The organism is Serratia sp. N21D137, from assembly GCF_047530005.1.
GTDB lineage: Bacteria > Pseudomonadota > Gammaproteobacteria > Enterobacterales > Enterobacteriaceae > Chania > Chania fonticola_B.
Genome location: NZ_JBLJAJ010000005.1, coordinates 45,208 through 66,673, shown reverse-complemented (window position 1 = coordinate 66,673; position 21,466 = coordinate 45,208). Strand labels below are relative to the sequence as shown.

General features: G+C 55.4%; 19 protein-coding genes. 10 read left to right on the top strand and 9 right to left on the bottom strand.

What is annotated here, in order from left to right:
* Window positions 1-23 precede the first annotated feature (23 nt).
* From ACMV5H_RS05940 to ACMV5H_RS05905, 8 genes are all read left to right on the top strand, one after another.
* Window positions 24-353 (top strand): YbaB/EbfC family nucleoid-associated protein, encoded by a 330-nt coding sequence (locus ACMV5H_RS05940; protein ID WP_021180123.1) that lies wholly within the window; start codon window positions 24-26, stop codon window positions 351-353.
* On the top strand, window positions 353-958 hold the full coding sequence (recR, locus tag ACMV5H_RS05935; protein WP_024484410.1) for a recombination mediator RecR: 606 nt from the start codon (window positions 353-355) through the stop codon (window positions 956-958). Before ACMV5H_RS05940 ends, recR begins: the two co-directional genes overlap by 1 nt.
* 142 nt (window positions 959-1,100) lie before the next feature.
* Complete coding sequence (gene htpG / locus ACMV5H_RS05930; RefSeq protein ID WP_037375256.1) at window positions 1,101-2,966, top strand: molecular chaperone HtpG; 1,866 nt, start codon at window positions 1,101-1,103, stop codon at window positions 2,964-2,966.
* A 247-nt stretch (window positions 2,967-3,213) separates the two neighbouring features.
* The gene (gene adk, locus ACMV5H_RS05925) at window positions 3,214-3,858 is read left to right on the top strand and encodes an adenylate kinase (RefSeq protein ID WP_021805452.1); all 645 of its coding nucleotides are present in this window, start codon (window positions 3,214-3,216) and stop codon (window positions 3,856-3,858) included.
* Window positions 3,859-3,970: 112 nt separating this feature from the next.
* Window positions 3,971-5,104: a sugar diacid recognition domain-containing protein gene (locus tag ACMV5H_RS05920; RefSeq protein WP_115158630.1), complete on the top strand. Its 1,134-nt coding sequence runs from the start codon at window positions 3,971-3,973 to the stop codon at window positions 5,102-5,104.
* 135 nt (window positions 5,105-5,239) lie between these two features.
* Complete coding sequence (locus tag ACMV5H_RS05915; RefSeq protein WP_115158631.1) at window positions 5,240-6,388, top strand: glycerate kinase; 1,149 nt, start codon at window positions 5,240-5,242, stop codon at window positions 6,386-6,388.
* Between the two features lie 127 nt (window positions 6,389-6,515).
* A complete protein-coding gene (gene hemH, locus ACMV5H_RS05910) occupies window positions 6,516-7,478 on the top strand; it encodes a ferrochelatase (protein ID WP_024484413.1) in 963 nt (320 codons plus the stop codon).
* Window positions 7,479-7,589: 111 nt separating this feature from the next.
* Window positions 7,590-8,894: an inosine/guanosine kinase gene (locus ACMV5H_RS05905; RefSeq protein ID WP_414821588.1), complete on the top strand. Its 1,305-nt coding sequence runs from the start codon at window positions 7,590-7,592 to the stop codon at window positions 8,892-8,894.
* Between the two features lie 50 nt (window positions 8,895-8,944).
* Here ACMV5H_RS05905 and ybaL read toward each other — a convergent pair whose 3' ends face one another.
* Window positions 8,945-10,636 (bottom strand): YbaL family putative K(+) efflux transporter, encoded by a 1,692-nt coding sequence (ybaL, locus tag ACMV5H_RS05900; protein WP_024484415.1) that lies wholly within the window; start codon window positions 10,634-10,636, stop codon window positions 8,945-8,947.
* Window positions 10,637-10,861: 225 nt separating this feature from the next.
* Entirely contained in the window at window positions 10,862-12,082 is a 1,221-nt protein-coding gene (locus ACMV5H_RS05895; RefSeq protein ID WP_094981181.1) for an MFS transporter, read from the bottom strand.
* A 251-nt stretch (window positions 12,083-12,333) separates the two neighbouring features.
* Between ACMV5H_RS05895 and ushA the strand changes: the two genes are divergently transcribed.
* Window positions 12,334-13,986 (top strand): bifunctional UDP-sugar hydrolase/5'-nucleotidase UshA, encoded by a 1,653-nt coding sequence (gene ushA / locus ACMV5H_RS05890; protein ID WP_414821587.1) that lies wholly within the window; start codon window positions 12,334-12,336, stop codon window positions 13,984-13,986.
* Window positions 13,987-14,027: 41 nt separating this feature from the next.
* On the opposite strand, the gene ybaK is transcribed toward ushA, so the two are convergent.
* The 5 genes from ybaK to ACMV5H_RS05865 form a co-directional block, all read right to left on the bottom strand.
* A complete protein-coding gene (gene ybaK, locus ACMV5H_RS05885; RefSeq protein ID WP_021805445.1) occupies window positions 14,028-14,507 on the bottom strand; it encodes a Cys-tRNA(Pro)/Cys-tRNA(Cys) deacylase YbaK in 480 nt (159 codons plus the stop codon).
* A 221-nt stretch (window positions 14,508-14,728) separates the two neighbouring features.
* Window positions 14,729-15,532 carry a TraB/GumN family protein gene (locus ACMV5H_RS05880; RefSeq protein WP_414821586.1) on the bottom strand — a complete coding sequence of 268 codons (804 nt, stop codon included), beginning with the start codon at window positions 15,530-15,532 and terminating at the stop codon, window positions 14,729-14,731.
* Window positions 15,533-15,681: 149 nt separating this feature from the next.
* Window positions 15,682-18,393: a copper-exporting P-type ATPase CopA gene (gene copA / locus ACMV5H_RS05875; RefSeq protein ID WP_414821585.1), complete on the bottom strand. Its 2,712-nt coding sequence runs from the start codon at window positions 18,391-18,393 to the stop codon at window positions 15,682-15,684.
* A 263-nt stretch (window positions 18,394-18,656) separates the two neighbouring features.
* Window positions 18,657-19,064 (bottom strand): type II toxin-antitoxin system HicB family antitoxin, encoded by a 408-nt coding sequence (locus tag ACMV5H_RS05870; protein WP_021180099.1) that lies wholly within the window; start codon window positions 19,062-19,064, stop codon window positions 18,657-18,659.
* A 37-nt stretch (window positions 19,065-19,101) separates the two neighbouring features.
* Window positions 19,102-19,305 (bottom strand): type II toxin-antitoxin system HicA family toxin, encoded by a 204-nt coding sequence (locus tag ACMV5H_RS05865; protein ID WP_094981177.1) that lies wholly within the window; start codon window positions 19,303-19,305, stop codon window positions 19,102-19,104.
* A gap of 224 nt (window positions 19,306-19,529) precedes the next feature.
* Between ACMV5H_RS05865 and cueR the strand changes: the two genes are divergently transcribed.
* Entirely contained in the window at window positions 19,530-19,931 is a 402-nt protein-coding gene (cueR, locus tag ACMV5H_RS05860; protein ID WP_414821584.1) for a Cu(I)-responsive transcriptional regulator, read from the top strand.
* On the opposite strand, the gene ACMV5H_RS05855 is transcribed toward cueR, so the two are convergent.
* Together ACMV5H_RS05855 and ACMV5H_RS05850 are read right to left on the bottom strand one after the other, a co-directional pair.
* The gene (locus ACMV5H_RS05855; RefSeq protein ID WP_094981175.1) at window positions 19,928-20,386 is read right to left on the bottom strand and encodes an NfeD family protein; all 459 of its coding nucleotides are present in this window, start codon (window positions 20,384-20,386) and stop codon (window positions 19,928-19,930) included. The genes cueR and ACMV5H_RS05855 overlap by 4 nt on opposite strands.
* Window positions 20,387-20,388: 2 nt before the next feature.
* Complete coding sequence (locus ACMV5H_RS05850; protein ID WP_021180096.1) at window positions 20,389-21,294, bottom strand: SPFH domain-containing protein; 906 nt, start codon at window positions 21,292-21,294, stop codon at window positions 20,389-20,391.
* Window positions 21,295-21,466 lie beyond the last annotated feature (172 nt).

The window sequence follows — 21,466 nt, the reverse complement described above, 5'->3', positions numbered from 1 at the left end:
GGCCAATGCTATGAGAGACGACTATGTTTGGTAAAGGCGGTATGGGTAACCTGATGAAGCAAGCCCAGCAAATGCAGGAAAAGATGCAGCAGATGCAGGAAGAAATTGCCAAATTGGAAGTGACGGGTGAATCTGGGGCAGGCTTGGTGAAAGTGACCATCAACGGGGCACATAACTGCCGCCGGGTAGAAATCGACCCAAGCCTGATGGAAGACGACAAAGAGATGCTGGAAGATCTGATCGCTGCCGCTTTCAATGACGCAGCACGTCGCATCGAAGAAACCCAGAAAGAGAAGATGGCGTCGGTTTCCAGCGGGATGCAGTTGCCGCCAGGCTTTAAGATGCCGTTCTGATGCAAACCAGCCCGCTCCTTGAATCATTGATGGAGGCACTGCGCTGCCTGCCGGGCGTTGGCCCGAAGTCGGCGCAGCGTATGGCGTTCCAACTGCTGCAGCGCGATCGCAGCGGTGGTATGCGGCTGGCACAGGCGCTGACCCGTGCCATGTCGGAGATCGGCCACTGTGCCGATTGCCGTACCTTCACCGAGCAGGATACCTGCACCATCTGCAATAATGTACGCCGCCAGCAAAACGGCCAGATTTGCGTAGTGGAGAGCCCGGCGGATATTCACGCCATCGAGCAGACCGGCCAGTTTGCCGGGCGCTACTTTGTGCTGATGGGCCATCTGTCACCGTTAGACGGCATTGGCCCAGGCGATATCGGCCTGGATCGGTTGGAGCAACGGCTGGAGAAGGAAACCATCACTGAAGTGATCCTGGCCACCAACCCAACGGTGGAAGGGGACGCCACGGCCAACTACATCGCCGAGATGTGTGGCCAATATGGCGTACTTGCCAGCCGCATTGCCCACGGGGTTCCGGTGGGTGGTGAACTGGAAATGGTGGATGGCACCACGCTGTCGCACTCCCTGGCCGGACGCCACGCGATCAAATTCTGATGATTCTTTACGGGGCAGTCCTCTGCCCCGTAATCCGTTGATAAAAAATTCCCCGCCAGCCGCTTGAAAAACCACAGAGTTAACCCCATTTAATCCTCATTGCATGATTTGGTCATTACTGTCTTTGAGGTAATCAATGAGTATGAAAGGTCAAGAAACCCGTGGGTTCCAGTCTGAAGTCAAACAACTGCTTCATTTGATGATCCATTCGCTGTACTCCAATAAAGAAATCTTCCTGCGTGAGCTGATCTCCAACGCCTCCGATGCGGCGGACAAGCTGCGTTTCCGCGCGCTTTCCAAGCCTGAATTGTATGAAGGTGATGGCGAACTGCGTGTGCGTCTGTCCTTCGACAAAGAGAAGCGTACCCTGACGATCGCCGATAACGGCATCGGTATGAGCCGCGAAGAAGTGATCGAAAACCTGGGGACGATTGCCAAGTCTGGTACCAAGGCCTTCTTGGAGTCTATCGGCTCCGATCAGGCGAAAGACAGCCAACTGATCGGTCAGTTCGGCGTGGGCTTCTACTCGGCGTTCATCGTGGCGGACAAAGTCACCGTGCGTACCCGCGCGGCCGGTGCTGCGGAAGATCAAGGGGTGTACTGGGAGTCTGCCGGTGAAGGTGATTACACCATCGCCGATATCAGCAAGGCCGATCGCGGCAGCGAAATTACCCTGCACCTGCGTGAAGGCGAAGACGAATACCTCGACGGCTGGCGTCTGCGCTCGGTGATTGGTAAATATTCCGATCACATTGCACTGCCGGTAGAGATTGAAACCAAGAATGAAGAAGACGGCACCGTCACCTGGGAGAAAATCAACAAGGCGCAAGCGTTGTGGACTCGCAGCAAAGCCGACGTGACCGAAGAAGAGTACAAAGAGTTCTACAAGCACATTGCCCATGACTTTACCGATCCGCTGAGCTGGAGCCACAACCGGGTGGAAGGTAAGCAGGAGTACACCAGCCTGCTGTACATCCCGGCCCAGGCGCCGTGGGATATGTGGAATCGCGATCATAAACACGGCCTGAAGCTGTACGTTCAGCGCGTGTTTATCATGGATGACGCCGAGCAGTTCATGCCGAACTACCTGCGCTTTGTGCGTGGCCTGATCGATTCCAACGATCTGCCGCTGAACGTTTCGCGTGAAATCCTGCAGGACAGCCGTGTTACCCAAAACCTGCGTGGCGCGCTGACCAAACGCGTGTTGCAGATGTTGGACAAGCTGGCCAAAGACGACGCGGAAGCCTACCAGAAGTTCTGGCAGCAGTTCGGTATGGTACTGAAAGAAGGGCCAGCGGAGGACGGCGGCAACAAAGAGGCCATCGCCAAACTGCTGCGCTTTGCTTCTACGCACAATGACAGCTCGGCGCAAACCGTCTCGCTGGAAGAGTACGTTGGCCGCATGACCGAAGGCCAGGACAAGATTTACTACATCACCGCCGACAGTTATGCCGCCGCCAAGAGCAGCCCGCACCTGGAGCTGTTCCGCAAGAAAGGCATCGAAGTCCTGCTGCTGTCTGACCGCATCGATGAGTGGATGATGAGCTACCTGACCGAGTTTGACGGTAAGGTGTTCCAGTCGGTCAGCAAAGCGGATGAAGCGCTGGATAAACTGGCGGATGAAACCGAAGAGCAGAAAGAAGCCGAGAAGCAGCTGGAGCCGTTTATCGAGCGGGTCAAGACGCTGCTGGGTGAGCGCGTGAAGGACGTGCGTCTGACGCACCGCCTGACGGATACCCCGGCCATCGTTACCACCGATGCCGACGAGATGAGCACCCAGATGGCCAAACTGTTTGCCGCTGCGGGGCAGGCTGCGCCGGAAGTGAAGTATATCTTCGAGCTGAACCCAGAGCATGCGTTGGTCAAACGCGCATCCGATGTGGGCGATAACGAACAATTTGCCGAATGGATCGATCTGCTGTTGGATCAGGCCCTGCTGGCAGAGCGGGGTACGCTGGAAGATCCAAACCAGTTTATCCGCCGCATGAATAAGCTGTTGTCCGCTTAATCAGCAAAATACGCCCCAGACCTTAGGGTTTGGGGCGTAATCTCTTCTATTCCCGTCAAATTTTTCTCCTGCTTGCCTCGTTTCAGCCCGATCTTTCCGCAACCGATTTCCTCTCGCTACCTTGAGCCACCCCCCTCAGAAATGGTAAGGTTGAGTGTTTTCGAAATTTAATAAAAACTCAAACCCGATAGACTTCCGGCCGCGGCCCGAAGAATGAAGGGAAATACATAGCAAGGGGATTTACGCAATGCGTATCATTCTGCTGGGCGCTCCAGGCGCTGGTAAAGGCACTCAGGCTCAATTCATCATGGAGAAATACGGCATTCCGCAAATCTCCACGGGCGATATGTTGCGCGCAGCCGTTAAGGCCGGTTCTGAGCTGGGCAAAAAGGCGAAAGAAATCATGGACGCCGGCAAGCTGGTGACCGATGAGCTGGTTATTGCGCTGGTCAAAGAGCGTATTACCCAGGAAGACTGCCGTAACGGTTTCCTGCTGGACGGTTTCCCACGCACCATTCCACAGGCCGATGCGATGAAAGAAGCCGGCATTAAAGTGGATTACGTGCTGGAGTTCGACGTGCCGGACGAACTGATCGTCGATCGTATCGTTGGCCGCCGCGTGCATGCGCCATCTGGCCGCGTGTACCACATCAAATTCAATCCGCCGAAGGTAGAAGGGAAAGACGACGCCACCGGCGAAGAGCTGACCACCCGTAAAGACGATCAGGAAGAGACCGTGCGTAAGCGCCTGGTGGAATACCATCAGATGACCGCGCCGCTGGTGTCTTACTATCATAAAGAAGCCGAGGCGGGTAATACGTCTTACCACAAGATCGATGGCACCCGTAAGGTGACGGAAGTGAGCGCTGAGCTGGCGGCCATTCTGGGCTAATCGGTGTCAAGGCTGTAGAAAACGCTGGGCTTGCGGTTGCTGCCTGGCGTTTTTTTTTGCCGCTTCATGCTAGGTTATCAGTGCTACCGTTTCGCTCGACAGGAAGAGCCGCATGTCCAGGCAGACAAATTTTTTGCAAGAAGCGACCGCGCGCCAGATCGTGCAACGTGCGATGAGCATCATTCACCATTCGGTCAACGTGATGGACAGCAACGGCGTCATTATTGCTTCCGGCAACGCCTCGCGCCTGTATCAGCGACACGAAGGGGCGGTATTGGCCCTGACCGAAAACCGGGTGGTGGAGATTGATGAGGCCACGGCACACCATCTGAAGGGCGTGCAGCCCGGCATCAATCTGCCGTTCAGCTTTCGTAATCAACTGGTGGGCGCGATTGGGGTTTCCGGCGATCCGGTCCAGGTGCGAGCCTATGGTGAGCTGGTGAAAATGGCGGCAGAGCTGATGGTGGAACAGGCTGCGATGCTCGATCAACATCAGTGGGAAAAGCGTTACCGGGAAGAGCTGGCCAACCAACTGCTGCAAGGGCACAGTGAACCTGGTTCGCGCGAGGCGATGGCGGCCTATTTAGAGCTGGATCTGCAACAGCCACGCATTGTCTGGCTGCTAGAGCTGTATGAACCGCAGCCGCAGGTACTGAGAGGCTTGCTGGCAGAGCTGGAGATCACCCAGCGTGAGGCGCTGATCACCATGACCAGCTTTAATGAACTGGTGCTCTTGCGCCCGGCCTGTATGAAACAGGGCGTGTGGGACGTACAGCAGGAGCGCAAGCTGGCCCAGCAGCTCCAGAATGAGATCCAGCAACGCTTTGGCCTGCGGTTGATCGTCGGGGGCTTTTACAGTGGTGAGGAGGGCGTCTATCGCTCCATTCAGACCGCAAGAGCAGTGCAAACCATGGCGCACCGTCTCAAACTGATCCAGCACACGCTGTTTTATGATGACTACCCGCTGCCCTCGCTGCTGTGCGATTTAGGAGAGGATTGGCGAGCCCAGGAGCTTTCACGGCCCTGGCGGCAATTGAGCGCCCAGGATGAAAAAGGGATGCTGAGAAACACGCTGCGCCACTATTTCAATCAGAATTGTGACCAAACCAAGACTGCGGCGCAGCTGCATATTCACGTTAACACCCTGCGTTACCGCCTACAGCGCGTAGAAAAAACGACTGGCCTGAAGATCAACCAATTGGCGGACGTCTTGCAACTGTATATCGGTATGTTAATGCAGGATTGAATTGTGTGAATGCACAAAATAACGTTGTTTTTTACCCTTTTGTTTGTGTCTATCGCTAAAGAATTTCCGTTGTCGGCAAGGTATGGTATTCACTAACCGATGCAGTGGCATCCTCTGAAGATTAAGGCACTGTCGATGAACACCCTACAGAAAGTGGTAATTGCCCCCGACTCCTTTAAAGAGAGCCTGAGTGCTCAGGGTGTCGCAGAAGCGATCGAGCGTGGTTTCCGGCAAATCTATCCGCAGGCGCACTATGTGTTGCTGCCCATGGCGGACGGAGGCGAGGGCACCGTCGATGCGATGGTGGCCGCCACCGGTGGGGAAATCATCAATGTGCAGGTTAGCGGGCCGCAGGGCAAACCTACAGCAGCATTTTATGGTCTGCTGGGGGAAGGGAAAACCGCAGTGATCGAAATGGCAGCCGCGTCCGGGCTGCATCTGGTGGCGGGTGACGAACGCGATCCGTTAGTGACCAGCAGTTTTGGCACCGGCGAGCTGATCCTGGCGGCACTGCAACAAGGTGTAGACTCGATCATTTTGGGGATCGGCGGCAGCGCAACCAACGATGGCGGGGCGGGCATGATGCAGGCGCTGGGCGCTAAGCTACTCGACCAGCACAATCAAGAATTACGGCCCGGTGGCGCGGCGTTGGCGCAACTGGCGCATATCGACCTCAGCCAATTGGATCCCCGCTTGCAGCAGGTGAAGATTACAGTAGCCTGTGACGTGGATAACCCGCTGTGTGGCGATCACGGGGCTTCAGCGATCTTCGGCCCACAAAAAGGGGCCACGCCGGAGAAGGTGCAGCAACTGGACAAGGCGCTGCATCATTACGGTACGCTCCTGGAGCAGACCACCGGGCGCAAGGTCATGCAGGTGCCAGGCTCAGGTGCTGCTGGGGGGATGGGAGCGGCATTGATCGGTTTTCTGGCGGCAGAACTGCGGCCAGGCATCGAAATCGTGATCGAAACGCTGCATCTGGAAGATGCGGTACGTGATGCAGACCTGGTGATCACTGGTGAAGGGCGGCTCGACAGCCAGTCGATCCACGGCAAAACCCCGATCGGCGTTGCGCGGGTAGCCAAGCGCCACCAATTACCGGTGATTGCCATTGCCGGTAGCCTGTCAAAAGACTATCAGGTGGTGCATCAACACGGCATCGACGCCGCTTTCTCGGTGATCGATCGCATCGTGACGCTGCCAGAAGCGCTGGCGGACGCGGCCCATAACCTGGAAGTTACGGCGCGCAACGTAGCTGCCGTCTGGCAGCTGGCGCAAAAATAACCCCTGTTCTACCTGTTGCTGATATAGGTTCCGGTCCGGCGCTTTTCCGTTACAATAGGCCGCATGAGTGGCTGTTAATACGCTGAGAAATAACAGGGTATTTGCCGGGAAGGACAAGGGGATCGGAATGAAACAAGAGAAACACGGGGTATTGCTGGTGAATCTGGGGACGCCAGAGGCACCTACCCCGCAGGCGGTAAAACGCTATCTGAAAGAATTTCTCAGTGACAACCGGGTGGTCGACACTGCGCCGCTGATCTGGTGGCCAATTCTTAACGGCATCATTCTGCCGATCCGTTCACCGCGTGTGGCAAAGCTTTATCAATCTGTCTGGATGGACGAAGGTTCACCGTTGCTGGTCTACAGCCGTCGCCAACAGCGGGAGCTGGCGGCGCGTATGCCGAATACGCCGGTGGAACTAGGTATGAGCTACGGATCACCCAGTCTGGCACAGGCGATCGACAGCCTATTGGCGCAAGGCGTGACCAATCTGGTGGTGTTGCCGCTGTATCCGCAATATTCGTGCTCGACCAGCGCCGCAGTCTGGGATGGTGTTGCGCGGGTGCTGAAAGGTTATCGCCGCCTGCCATCGATTGGCTTTATCCGTGACTATGCCGAGCACCCAGCGTATATCCTGGCCTTGCAGCAAAGCGTTGAGCGGGCGTTCGCCGAACACGGTAAGCCCGACCGCCTGGTGATGTCGTTCCACGGTATTCCCAAACGCTACGCCACGCTGGGTGATGATTATCCGCAACGTTGCGAAGATACCTACCGCGCGTTGGCGGCGGCCATACCGCTGGCCCCAGATCGGGTGATGATGACCTATCAATCGCGCTTCGGTCGGGAGCCTTGGCTGACGCCGTACACCGACGAAACCCTGAAGAGTCTGCCAGCGCAAGGCGTGAAGCATATCCAACTGATCTGCCCCGGCTTTTCTGCGGATTGCCTGGAAACGCTGGAGGAGATCAAAGAGCAGAACCGCGAAATCTTCCTGGAGGCGGGTGGCGAGAAGTTTGAATACATCCCGGCACTCAATGATGACGCCGCCCATATCGATATGATGCAACAGCTGGTGGGGCAACGGCTGTAATCAAGCCGGTTTTTCACCGCTCGGTTGGCAAAATGCTCACGTGAAAACGCAGCAATCAGGCAGGAATGTGCTAACATTCCTGCCTGTTCACCGCAACTCACCGCCAATCACATGAAATTTCCTGGTAAACGTAAATCCAAACATTATTTTCCGGTTAACGCTCGCGATCCGTTATTGCAGCAGACACAGCCTGAAAATGAAGTCAGTACCTCTTATGTCGTCGGTATCGATCAGACGCTGGTGGATATCGAAGCGAAAGTGGATGACGCGTTTGTCGAACGCTACGGCCTTAGCCTGGGCCATTCGCTGGTCATTGAAGACGACGTTGCCGAGGCGCTGTATCAGGAACTGAGCGACAATAACCTGATCACCCATCAATTTGCCGGTGGCACCATCGGTAACACCCTGCACAACTACTCGGTACTGGCGGACGATCGTTCCGTGCTGCTCGGCGTGATGTGCAGCAACGTCAAAATTGGCAGCTATGCCTATCGCTATCTGTGCAACACCTCCAGCCGTACCGATCTCAACTACCTGCAAGCGGTGGATGGAGCCATTGGCCGCTGCTTTACGCTGATTAGCGAGAGCGGCGAGCGCACCTTTGCCATCAGCCCAGGCCAGATGAACCAGCTACGCCCGGAAAGCATTCCTGAAGAGGTGATCGCAGGGGCTGCCGCGTTGGTACTGACCTCCTATCTGGTGCGTTGCAAACCCGGTGAACCCATGCCGGAAGCCACCATGCAGGCGATAAAGTTTGCCAAAAAGCATGATGTACCGGTGGTGCTGACGCTGGGCACCAAGTACGTCATTGCGGATAATCCGGTGTGGTGGCGTGATTTTCTTAGAGAGCATGTCTCCATTCTGGCGATGAACGAAGATGAGGCGTTGGAACTCACTGGGTTGAGCGATCCGCTGATGGCCTCAGAGATGGCATTGGACTGGGTAGATTTGGTGTTGTGTACCGCTGGGCCAAACGGTCTGTATATGGCAGGTTACACCGAAGAGGCCAACAAGCGTGAAACCCAGCATCCGCTGTTGCCGGGCCTTATCGCCGAGTTTAACCGCTTTGAATTCAGCCGTGCGATGCGCCGTGCAAGCTGCGAAAACGCACTCAAGGTCTATTCGCATATCGCCCCGTATATGGGTGGCCCGGAAAAGATCATGAATACCAACGGTGCGGGCGACGGTGCGCTGTCTGCGCTGCTGCATGATATCGCCGCTAACGGCTATCACCGTAACAACGTGCCAAACTCCAGCAAGCATGTGCGTAGCTACCTGACCTATTCTTCATTGGCGCAGGTCTGCAAATATGCTAACCGCGTTAGCTATCAGGTACTTAACCAGCACTCTCCACGTTTGACCCGTGGGTTGCCGGAGCGGGAAGACAGTCTGGAAGAGTCTTACTGGGAACGGTAACCAACAACCGGTAAGAGCGCTGTTTTAGCGCTCTTACCTGCTTAATGGCGTCAGATTGGGCAGGCGGCCAGTTTCTCTTCGTCCGACAGCGAATCCAGCTTGAGGATATTCAACATGCTGTTGGCGATCTCGCGTTCACCCATCACCACCTGATCGGCACCCCGGTCGGAAATATACGAAACCTCGTCGTCGTAATGAGCGCGGGCGATAATCTCCAGAGTAGGGCGCTTGGTGCGGGCCGAGGCCACGATCTCACCGGCTTCATAACCGTTGGGAATGGTCAGCAGCAGCCAGCGTGCGCAGTCGAGCCGCGCCAGTTCCATGATCTCGGGATTGGCCGCATTGCCTAACACCGCTTTGATCCCTTGAGCGCGCAGCGCTTCAACCCGTGGGCGAGAGTTTTCTATCACCACCATCGAGACGCCTTCTTCGGTCAGCTTGGCCCCTAACAGGCTACCAACCCGGCCATAACCGACTACGACGGCATGATTGCAGATATCGACCGGGATCTGCTTCTCTTCCTCCACCGCTTCTTCCAGGATCTGATCCTCGATGGTTTCCGTCTTGGCCAGATAGCGCTCCAGCAAGGTAAACAGCAGCGGGTTGAGCATGATTGACAGGATCGCCCCGGCCAGCACCAGATTGCGGCCATGCTGATCCATCATGCCTAGCGTGACCCCCAATCCGGCCAGGATAAAGGCGAATTCACCAATCTGTGCCAGGCTGGCGGAAATGGTCAGCGCGGTACGCTTGGAGTGACCGAACATTTTGACCAGCGCGAAGGCCGCCACCGATTTACCAAACAGGATAATCGCCAGCGTTGCCAACACCGCCAGCGGTTGGTTGATCAGGATCATCGGATCGAACAGCATACCGACCGAGACAAAGAACAGCACCGCAAAGGCGTCACGCAGCGGCAGCGTATCGTGTGCTGCGCGGTGGCTCAGTTCCGATTCGTTCAGCACCATACCGGCAAAGAAGGCACCCAGGGCAAACGAGACGTCAAACAGGCCGACAGCGCCGTAGGCAATACCCAGCGCCAGTGCCAACACTGCCAGCGTAAACAGCTCGCGCGAGCCGGTACTGGCGGTTTTTGCCAGGATCCAAGGCACCACTCGGCGGCCAACGATAATCATCAGCGCGATAAAGGCGATAACCTTGCCAATGGTGATGGCCAACTCGGTGAGCAGCTGTGTGGTGCTGGCGGTATCGCTGTTGAGCATATTGGCAAACGCCGGCAGCAGCACCAGGGCCAACACCATGGCCAAATCTTCAACAATCAGCCAGCCGATGGCGATCTGCCCGCGTTGGCTGTCGATCAGTTGCCGTTCTTCCAGGGCGCGCAGCAGTACCACGGTACTGGCGGTGGACAGACACAGGCCGAATACCAGGCCGGAAACCAAATCCCAGCCCATCAGTTTGGACAACCCCATCCCCAACACCGTCGCGACGGCGATTTGGGCAATGGCCCCAGGGATAGCGATATTTTTTACAGCGAGGAGATCTTTAAGCGAGAAATGGAGACCAACACCGAACATCAGCAGGATCACCCCAATCTCCGCGAGTTCCGGCGCTAACGAGGTATCAGCGACGAAACCGGGGGTAAACGGGCCGGCAAGAACGCCTGCGGCCAGATACCCTACCAACGGGGAGATGCGCAGGCGGTTTGCCAGCATTCCGAAGAGGAAGGCGAGTACTAACCCTCCAACAATAGTGGTGATCAAGGGTGTTGAATTATGCATCCATACTCCTCTGGTTGTGCTCACGGGTGTTACGAAAGGATACATTTAGTTTATTGCATTTGTGCTTTCATTGCTTAGCTAATTTAGGGTTTTGTGTAAAAAACCAGACTATTCGTCTATTTTTGCAGAAGGAAGGGGAATTATGGCGTAATTGACCGGATTAAATGGGGTTTTTGAGTGGATAACCCGGTTTAACTTCTGCGCTAAACCGGGGTTGTATCAGGGTTATTGCTGGTTATGCTCCATATTTGGTAGCAATGCGGTGATAATGCCGATAAGCGGCAGGAATGCACAGATTTGATAAACCAGCTCGATGCTGGTCAAATCGGCGACATAACCAAGAACTGCCGCACCTAACCCGCCCATACCGAAAGCAAAACCGAAGAATAGCCCGGAAACCATCCCCACTTTGCCGGGGATCAGCTCCTGCGCATACACCAGAATGGCCGAGAAGGCCGAGGCCAGAATAACCCCGATGATCACCGTCAAAACCCCGGTCCAGTAGAGAGAAGCATGGGGTAAAGCCAAGGTAAAGGGAGCAGCACCCAGGATGGAGCCCCAAATGACATATTTACGTCCAAACTTATCACCCAAAGGCCCGCCAATGATGGTTCCTGCCGCTACGGCAAACAGGAAGGCAAACAGATGGAATTGGGCATTCTGTACCGAAACGCCGAACTTATGTATGAGATAAAAAGTGTAATAGCTACTAATGCTCGCCAAATAGAAGTATTTGGAGAAGATCAGCACCAGCAGGATGCTTAAGGAGAACACTACGGTACGTTTTGGCAGCGGTTTGACCAGAGAAGCTGCTTTTGGCTTGCCTTGGGCCGCCCGATGTTGCTGCTTATACCATTTACTGACCTGCAACAAGACCACAATGGCCAGCAGCGCAGCCAGTGAGAACCAGGCGATATTACCCTTGCCGTAGGGGGCAATAATCAGCGCGGCCAACAGCGGGCCGAGGGAACTGCCGAAGTTGCCGCCCACCTGGAACAGCGACTGGGCCAAACCGTGCCGTCCACCGGATGCCATGCGCGCAACGCGGGATGACTCAGGATGGAATACGGAGGAACCGGTGCCCACCAAAGCGGCTGCCAGCAGCACCAGAGGGAAAGTGTTGGCCACCGAAAGCAGCAGTAAGCCCGACAGGGTGAATCCCATGCCGATAGGCAGCGAATAAGGCTGCGGGTGTTTATCGGTGTAATAACCAATCAGCGGTTGTAGCAGTGAGGCGGTGAGCTGATAGGTCAGGGTGATCATCCCGATCTGCACAAAGCTGAGGCTAAAATCGGCTTGCAAAATCGGGTAAATCGCCACGATCAGCGATTGCATCATATCGTTGAGCAGGTGGGAAACGCTGATAGCACCGAGAATAGAGAACGCCGTGCCTTTGGCCGCGCTGCGGGTTACCGGTGGAATGTCCGTTTCACTACGGTCAGTCATATTATTATTAGCCTGGTAAGTGAGAGGAGAAAGCTGACATCTTATAACGTTCATCTTTCGTCCGACAACGGGGTAGCAGATTCTCTCTCGATCATTATGTGCTATTGGGAGTGCCGATAAAATTCGAACCGGCCGTGCCTTTCCGACATAATTTGACGTATGTCGCAAAAATTTGAAATTAGTTGCAGCCGATTCGCGTTACAATTTCGTCCTTATCAAAAAATACCCATTATTAACCATGGAGATCTGCCATGCGCTTTTCGCTTCACACCACCGCATGTGCGTTGGCTGTTTCCCTGACGTTGTTTTCAGGAACAGTCAGTGCTTGGGAAAAGGATAAAACCTACGATATCACCATCCTGCACACCAACGATCATCACGGCCATTTCTGGCAGAACGATCATGGCGAGTACGGCCTGGGGGCGCAAAAGACGCTGGTGGACAGCATCCGTCAGGAAGTGGCGGCGAAAGGCGGTAGCGTGCTGTTGCTGTCCGGTGGGGACATCAATACCGGCGTGCCAGAATCGGATTTGCAGGATGCAGAACCCGATTTCCGTGGTATGACGCTGATCGGCTACGACGCGATGGCGATCGGCAACCACGAATTCGACAACCCCCTCAGCGTGTTGCGCCAGCAGGAGAAGTGGGCTTCTTTCCCGCTGTTGTCCGCCAACATTTATCAAAAAAGCACTCAGCAACGCCTGTTCAAGCCTTATGCCCTGTTTGAAAAGCAAGGGGTGAAGATTGCGGTGATCGGCCTGACTACCGATGACACCGCAAAAATCGGCAATCCGGAATACTTTACTGATATCGAATTCCGTGTTCCGGCGCAAGAAGCCAAGCAGGTGGTGGAGCAACTGCGCAAAGATGAAAAGCCGGACGTGATTATCGCCGCTACCCACATGGGCCACTACGACGATGGTAACCATGGCTCTAACGCGCCGGGGGACGTGGAGATGGCACGTAGCCTGCCTACGGGCTACCTGGATATGATTGTCGGTGGGCATTCGCAAGATCCGGTCTGTATGGCGAGTGAAAACCACAAACAGGTGGATTACGTACCGGGCACGCCTTGCGCGCCAGATCGCCAAAACGGTACCTGGATCGTCCAGGCTCACGAATGGGGTAAATACGTTGGTCGTGCCGACTTCCAGTTCCGCAACGGCGAACTGAAACTGATGCATTACCAACTGATCCCGATCAACCTGAAGAAAAAGGTAGAGAAAGCCGACGGCACCAGCGAGCGGGTGTATTACACCCAACAGATCCAGGAAGATCCGTCGATGATGAAGCTGCTGACGCCGTTCCAGGACAAGGGCAAGGCTCAGTTGGAAGTGAAGGTGGGCAGCGTCAACGGCAAACTGGAAGGGGATCGCAGTAAAGTCCGCTTCGTGCAGACCAACCTTTCGCGCGTGCTGTTAGCTGCACAGATGGAACGCGCCAACGCAGACTTCGCCGTGATGAGCGGTGGTGGCGTGCGTGACTCGATCGAGGCCGGTGATATCACCTATAAAAACGTGCTCAAGGTGCAGCCGTTTGGCAACACGCTGGTGTATGTCGATATGAAAGGCAGCGAGGTTGAGCCATATCTGGCAGCGGTAGCCAATATGAAGGTGGATTCCGGGGCCTATGCGCAGTTCGCCAACGTCAGCCTGGTGGCGGACGGCAAAGGCGTTAGCGACGTCAAGATCAAGGGCGAACCCTTACAGGCAGACAAGACCTATCGTATGGCGACGCTGAACTTCAACGCCCTGGGCGGCGATGGTTATCCGAAGATTGATACCCTGCCAAGCTACGTCAACACCGGCTTTATCGATGCGGAAGTGCTCAAGCAGTATATCGAAAAGCACTCACCGCTGGATGCGGCGGCGTACGAGCCTAAAGGCGAGATCGTTTACAAGTAAGGTACTAGGCCGTTGCTGAGTAAGGTAACGGCCTACTGTGTTCAGTCCCGTTTGGCGATCTCGGCGAAGGTGCCGGACAACAGACGGCACAAATCGCTGGCCGCCAATTCAATATCCAACCCGCGTTTGCCGCCTGAAACGAAAATGGTGGCAAACTGTTGCGCTGGGCTGTCGATTACCGTGGGCAAACGTTTCTTTTGCCCTAGTGGGCTGATCCCGCCGACAAGATAACCCGTCACCCGTTGAGCCACTGTCGGATCGGCCATTTCGGCTTTCTTGGCCCCTAGCGCTTTCGCCACCTTCTTCAAATCCAACTGGGTCGCTACTGGCGTTACCGCAACGGCCAGGTTTTTCGCGTCACCATTGAGGGCCACCAACAGCGTTTTGTAGACCTGTTCGGCGTTCAACCCCAGCTTTTTTACCACCTCGTCGCCAAAGTTGGTTTCTTCGCTATCGTGGTGATAGGCGTGGAGGGTGAAGGCCACCTTTTGTTTTTCAAGCAGAACCACTGCGGGTGTCATAATTTCTTTTCCAAAACTGTGGGAAGTTGTCATCGGTGGCAACGAAACGATAAAAATGGAGCCGAATGAGCAACCTGTGCCAAGGAGGATGAAAGGCAGTTGCCAATAGGTTCGTCAGGTTGCTACCCTGTCTATTGTAATCGTTAACACGGTTACAATGCGTATAACTAAAATATGAAAAATTCCTCTTTGACTGGCCAATAGCGATATTGGCCACTTTTTTATCGTGCCTGCAGCATGGCCGGTAAATTGTCTTCGCCATACAGATGCAAAGCGCCGACCGCCACCACATAGTTGCCCGGCGGTAACGCTTCCAGCTTTTGCTGCCAGTGGCGATTGCGGCGGTGCATCAAGACGTCGTACAACTCGGCACTGAATGTCGAGGGCAGCGTTTCCAACGTGGCGTTCGGTTTGGCGTCCAGCCACCAGCTCACCATGGTTTGCAGCAAACGGGCGTTGGTGTGCCAGTGCTCTAACGTATCGTGCAGCAGGGCCATACCGCCTTCTGGCAGTTGTTCCAGCATGCTCAGCTGTTCTTCGGCCCCTTCCAGTTCGATCACTGGCATCTGCTGTACTTTAGCGGCTTGCAATAGCTGATAATCAATTCCGTATTCGGCGCGTAAACCCAGCCGCTGTGCCTGCCGTGCTTGCATCATCAGCGCTACCTGCCAGCCGGGAAGAGCAGAGAAGCTCTCTACATCCGCCCCCATCTCCTGGCATAGCACCTGCAACCGTTGGAATTCTTCATCGCCAAGACGTTGTTCAATTTCGAGTTGGGGTTCAGCGTGGCCAAATGGCGAAGAGGAACCGGTAATATCGGCCTCAACGATCAACGCATCGGCCTGGCGCAGGCGTGCTGACAGCAGAGCAGGCAGGGGCGACATATCGACGGTGCCCATATGAATGCTACCGACCAAATGTAGTTGGCGATTTCCCGTCAGCTTGATGTCCAAGGCCGGGTAGGTGTAGCTCTGCGGGGAAATAATACCGAGAAAGGTAGCAATGCGGCGTAACAGTTGACCCATACAGCGTGGCTCCTGATCCTTTCCACCAGCGTGCAGGATGGCTGCTGGCTTTTCCCCATGCTAAACGCTAAGTGGCTGACAATAAAGCCCGAGGGCAGAGGAATTATCTCAAAAGGCCGGAGCGCGATGGGTTGCGCTCCGGTTAAGGGTTACTGCTTGGGTTTAAAACGCAGCAATCGGTTGGCGTTGCTGACCACGGTAATGGAGGAGAGTGCCATTGCCGCGCCAGCGACCACTGGGCTGAGCAGGGTGCCCGTCAGCGGATACAGCACACCGGCGGCAATGGGAATGCCAAGTGCGTTGTAGATAAATGCCCCGAGCAGGTTCTGCTTCATATTACGCAGCGTTGCCTTCGACAAGGCCAGCGCGTCCGCCACGCCGTTCAGGCTGTGACGCATCAGGGTGATCGCCGCAGTTTCGATGGCGATATCACTGCCGCCGCCCATGGCAATCCCGACATCGGCCTGAGCCAGAGCAGGGGCGTCGTTGATGCCGTCACCGACCATCGCTACCCGGTGGCCCTGAGCCTGCAACTGCTTGATCGCTTCGGCCTTACCGTCGGGTAACACGCCAGCAATCACGCGGTCGATACCGGCCTCTTTGGCAATAGCATTGGCGGTCACCGGGTTATCGCCCGTTAACATCACCAGTTGATAACCTTGCTGATGCAGGCGCTGTAGTGCGCTCACGCTGTCACTGCGTAACGGATCGCGGATGGCGATCAACGCGGCAGGTTTGCCGTTGGCGGCCAACAGTACCGGCGTGATACCGCATTCAGCCTGTTGCTGTATCTGCTGAGTGAGCTCATCGGTCGCGATCTGATTTTCTTGCAACAGCTTGGCGTTACCCAGCAACAACTGTACGCCCTCAACCTCACCGCTTACGCCGGAGCCGCGTAAAGTACGGAACTGCTCTACCGTAGGCAGTGTCTGCCCTTTAGCCTGTTCGACGATGGCACGGGCCAGCGGGTGGTTAGCCCCTTGTTCCAGTGCGGCGGCCCAACGTAAGGCCTGCTGTTCATCCACTTGGTTAAAGGTGATGATTTCCACCACGCGCGGCTGGCCTTCCGTCAGAGTACCGGTTTTATCGAACACCAACGTATCGAGATTGCTGGCCTGCTGCAGCGCATCGGCGTCACGCACCAGCACGCCAAACTCCGCAGCCCGGCCAACGCCAGAGATAATTGACATCGGCGTTGCCAGCCCCAAGGCGCAAGGACAGGCGATGATTAGCACCGTGGTGGCGATCACCAGGGTGTAGACCAACTGCGGTTGTGGGCCAAAGAAATACCAGATGGCGGCGCTGAACAGGGCGATGGCGACCACGGTGGGCACAAATACCGCCGAGATGCGGTCTGCCAGCTTACCGATTTCCGGTTTGCTGCTTTGCGCCTGACGCACCAGCTTGATAATACGTGCCAGCGTGGTTTGGGTGCCAATGGCCGCCGCGCGAAACAGTACGCTGCCGTCGTCTACCACCGTACCAGCATGCACCGTATCGCCGACGCCTTTTTGCTGCGGCAACGCTTCGCCGGTCAGCATGGCTTCATCGATCCACACTTCGCCCTGCACGATCTCGCCGTCAACCGGGATGCGATCGCCAGTCGTCAGGCGCAAGGTCATGCCCAATTGCACCTCTGCGAGCGGGATACTTTGCTCCCCCTGTTCTGTGACCAGCCTGGCGGTTGGCGGAGTGAGATCCAGTAGCCGTTCCAGCGCCTGAGAAGAACGCTGCCGCGCGCGCTGCTCCATGGCATGGCCAAGGTTGATCAGGCCGATGATCATCGCACTGGCTTCGTAATAAAGATGCCGTGCCTCCATGGGGAAGAAGTCTGGCCACAGGTTGACGCTGATAGAGTACAACCAGGCGGCACCGGTCCCCAAGGCGACCAACGTATCCATAGTGGCGCTGCCGTTCATCAACGATCGCCAGGCATTGCGGTAGAAGTGGCCGCCGGCAAACACCATCACCGCCAGGGTAATGATGCCGACTATCAGCCATGGTCGCTGGGTTTCTGGCGTCAGCGACATACTGCCGCCAAACACGCCCCAGGCCATCAACGGCACGCCCACCGCCAAGCCTAATGCGGCCTGCCAACGGAAACGTTTCATATTAGCCTGTGCGGTTTGCTGTTGGCGTTCACGGCGCTTGGTTTCGTCCTGGATCATCTCGGCGCCATAACCGGCTTTTTCTACCGCAGCGATCAACGCCTGCGGTGTGGCTTTACCGGTGATCAGTGCGCTGCGTTCCGCCAGGTTTACCCGCGCCAACTCAACGCCCGGGACGTTCTGTAACGCCGTCTGCACTTTATTGACGCAGCTGGCACAGGTCATGCCGTTGAGCAACAGCTGGATGCTATCGTCAGTCTCGCTTGCCGGAAGTAAAGAGGGGGCCGCTGCCTGGGGTTCCGGCAAGGTTGGGGCAGATTCAGTCAGCGGCTCAGTTTTTGGGTGGCTATTGGCTCCCGCCTGGCTGGCGTGATAGCCCGCATCTTCGACCGCAGCGATGAGCTGCTCTGGTGTGGCATCACCATAGACTTTGGCCCCCTCAATGGTCACGTCGGCGGCGATCACGCCCGGCACCGCTTCCAGTGCTTTACGGGTGCTGCCCACGCAATGCATGCAGGAGAGGCCGGAAAGTTGTAACTCGGTGTCTGCCTGATGGGCGATTTCTGCCTGGTAGCCTGCGGCAACGACGCTGTCAATCAGCTCGGTAGCCGGGGCTGCACAGGTGATTTTAGCGTAGTGAACGTTGACGTTGGCCTGCTCGACATCCGCGCGGCTTTCCAAGGCTTTTTTCACCTTTTGCGCGCAGTTCATGCAGGAGAGCCCCTGCAACGCCAGCACGGTAGTTTGTGACATGATGGTTTTCCTCGCAAAATAATGGCGGTGGACCGCCTAGGTTCTTTTGATTGAGAATGATCTTAAACCTTCCAGCAAGGGGAAGGTCAATAGAATATTATTTTGATAGAAAAGGATTTGTATTAACGCTGTCTACAACTCGGCCACGCTCCGACATCAGGCCCGAATTTTGCGGGGTTTTCTTTGGGTATAAAAAAACCAGCCCGAAGGCTGGCTGTAGACTGCAGACATTCCTCTACCAGCATGCGCACATGCTGCACCCTTTAATGGGATATTTTTTCGCGGGCTAATTCCGCTAGAAACTGGCTGCGGTTTTTGTAGCCGCGTGTGGTTTCGATGTACTTATCGATTGCCGTTAGTAAATTACGTGGCATCGTCAGATTAAACTTAATCGATTTATCCTCATACTTGGCCGGATCTATCTCAACAAATCCCAAAATGCCGCCGTCTTCTCGCAGCCGACTATCATTGAGATAGGATTGCGGATCTTGGGGGGCGGCTGGAACAGGGAACCCCTCTTCGATGAGTGCTTCCATATGTACCCCAAAGGCCTCTTCTGCATTTTTTGGGATATCTGACATTTTCTCACCGGCAAAAAAACAGCCTTCTACATCGGGAAAGTAGCCATCAAAGCCTTCTGACGTCTTAAAGATGAATATTGGATAAATCATTGTTACTTCTCCAGTAAAGCTGCTGAGGCGTTTTGCGTTAAATCAGTTTGAGGCCGGATATCTGTTGTACTTGCCTCAATATGCCCTTTGAAGGATCTTTTTTGGGGTGGGGGATGGTGATGATTTTTGCTACCCCCGGTTTTGTCATTGTTACGTGGCTTCCTGTTGCCTTCTTGCCTCTCGACTTCCTGATAATCCATCCGTCAGCCTGCAATCGTTTGATGAGTTCTCCACTTTCCATCCCTTTCCCCTGCGTCTCTCCTTTTGTGGGTATAATGCCCATCTTTAATCGAGTGGTCAATATTTTGTGGGTATAGTGCCCACTATTTTGTTCTTATCCTCGTTCACGTGATTTTTGTGTTGCAGCTCTAAAGCGGTAATTGTGGGATAAAGAGGTTATGATTTATCGATTTCACACGGTCACCTGAGTGGCCGTGAGCAAGGGTTAAGGTCAAGGGGGATAAAGTGAATATCAGCGACGTTGCCAAAAAAACCGGTTTGACCAGCAAAGCCATCCGTTTTTATGAGCAGAAAGGATTGGTGACCGCCCCGATCCGTACGGACAACGGCTACCGCAGCTACAGCGCCAGGCATATTGAAGAACTGACGTTATTGCGCCAGGCTCGCCAGGTGGGGTTCAACCTTGACGAGTGCCGTGAACTGGTCGCGTTGTTCAACGATCCGGCGCGGCACAGTGCCGATGTCAAAGCCCGCACGCTGCAGAAAGTCGCCGATATCGAAAAGCACATCAGCGAACTGGGGGAAATGCGCCAACGCCTGCTGGCGCTGGCGGAACAATGCCCTGGTGATGAAGGCGCAGACTGCCCGATCATTAATAATCTGGCAGGCTGCTGCCACCAAGGCTAGCGCGTAATGGCGCGGATCACCAAGGTGGTGCCTTCGACCGCCACCACTTCAACTTCGGTGCCGATTGGCAGATCCTCGTTGGCTTGCGCGCGCCAACTGCTGTCGGCGATATTGATGCGGCCATGGCCGTTATGCATCGCTTCGGTCAGCGTGGCGCGGGTGCCGATCAGTTGACGGTTGCGCTGGTTGAGTACCGGCGAACCGCTGGTTGCCGTTGGCCGCTTGCGCAGCCAGTACCACCATAGATAGGCCACGGCGATGGTCATCACGGCAAACAGGCCCCCCTGCCACTCCCAGCTCAACTCCGGCAGCAGCCAGATAATCACCCCGACAATCACCGCAGAAACGCCGCTCCACAGCAGATAGCCGCTGGCACCAAGCATTTCCGCGGCCAACAGCAGCCCGCCTAGCGAGACCCAGAACCATTGAGGGTTTGCTGCGATCTGTTCCAACATAATTACTTACCTTTGCTGTCTTTCAGCAATTCAGTAATACCGCCGATAGAGCCCAGCAGGCTGCTGGCATCCAGCGGCATCATGATCACTTTGCTGTTATTGGCCGAGCCAATCTTCTGCAATGCGTCGGTGTATTTCTGGGCTACAAAGTAGTTAATCGCCTGGATATTACCGGTGGCGATGGCGTCAGACACCAGCTGGGTTGCCCGTGCTTCTGCTTCGGCAGCACGTTCACGCGCTTCTGCCTGCAAGAACGCCGACTGGCGCTCGCCTTCGGCTTTCAGGATCTGCGATTGCTTATCCCCTTCGGCGCGCAGGATCGCGGCTTGGCGTACCCCTTCCGCTTCCAGGATGTCGGCACGTTTGGTTCGTTCGGCCTTCATCTGGGCGTTCATCGCCACAATCAGTTCGGCCGGTGGACGAACGTCACGGATTTCGATACGAGTAATTTTGACGCCCCAAGGGTTGGTGGCCTCATCGACGATATGCAGCAGGCGGCTGTTGATACTATCGCGCTGTGACAGCATTTCGTCGAGCTCCATGGAGCCGAGCACGGTACGGAAGTTGGTCATGGTCAGATTAACGATCGCCTGCTCGAGGTTACTGACCTCATAGGCGGCACGAGCCGGATCGACCACCTGGATAAAGCAGACGGCATCGATTGACACGTTGGCGTTATCGCGCGAGATAATCTCCTGGGAAGGGATATCCAGCACCTGTTCCATCATATTGATCTTGCGGCCAATACGATCCATAAAAGGCACTACCAGGTTTAAACCCGGCATCAGCGTTTTGGTATAACGGCCGAAGCGCTCTACCGTCCATTGGAAGCCTTGCGGGACAATTTTGATGCTTGAAAAGACGATAATCAGCGCGACAACGATCACGATCGGAATAATGGTAAACATGGCACAACCTCCTGTCAGACATATTGCTAGATATTACGCCAGTGACAGAGGGAATGCCTAATACATCACCAGGATAAGACTGTTTTTTGCAGAAAACCTCAGGATCTCACGGCGAATACGCCGTTTCTATCAGGTTTGCTGCCGATTAGGTAACTTCAGGCCCAGAAGCGAT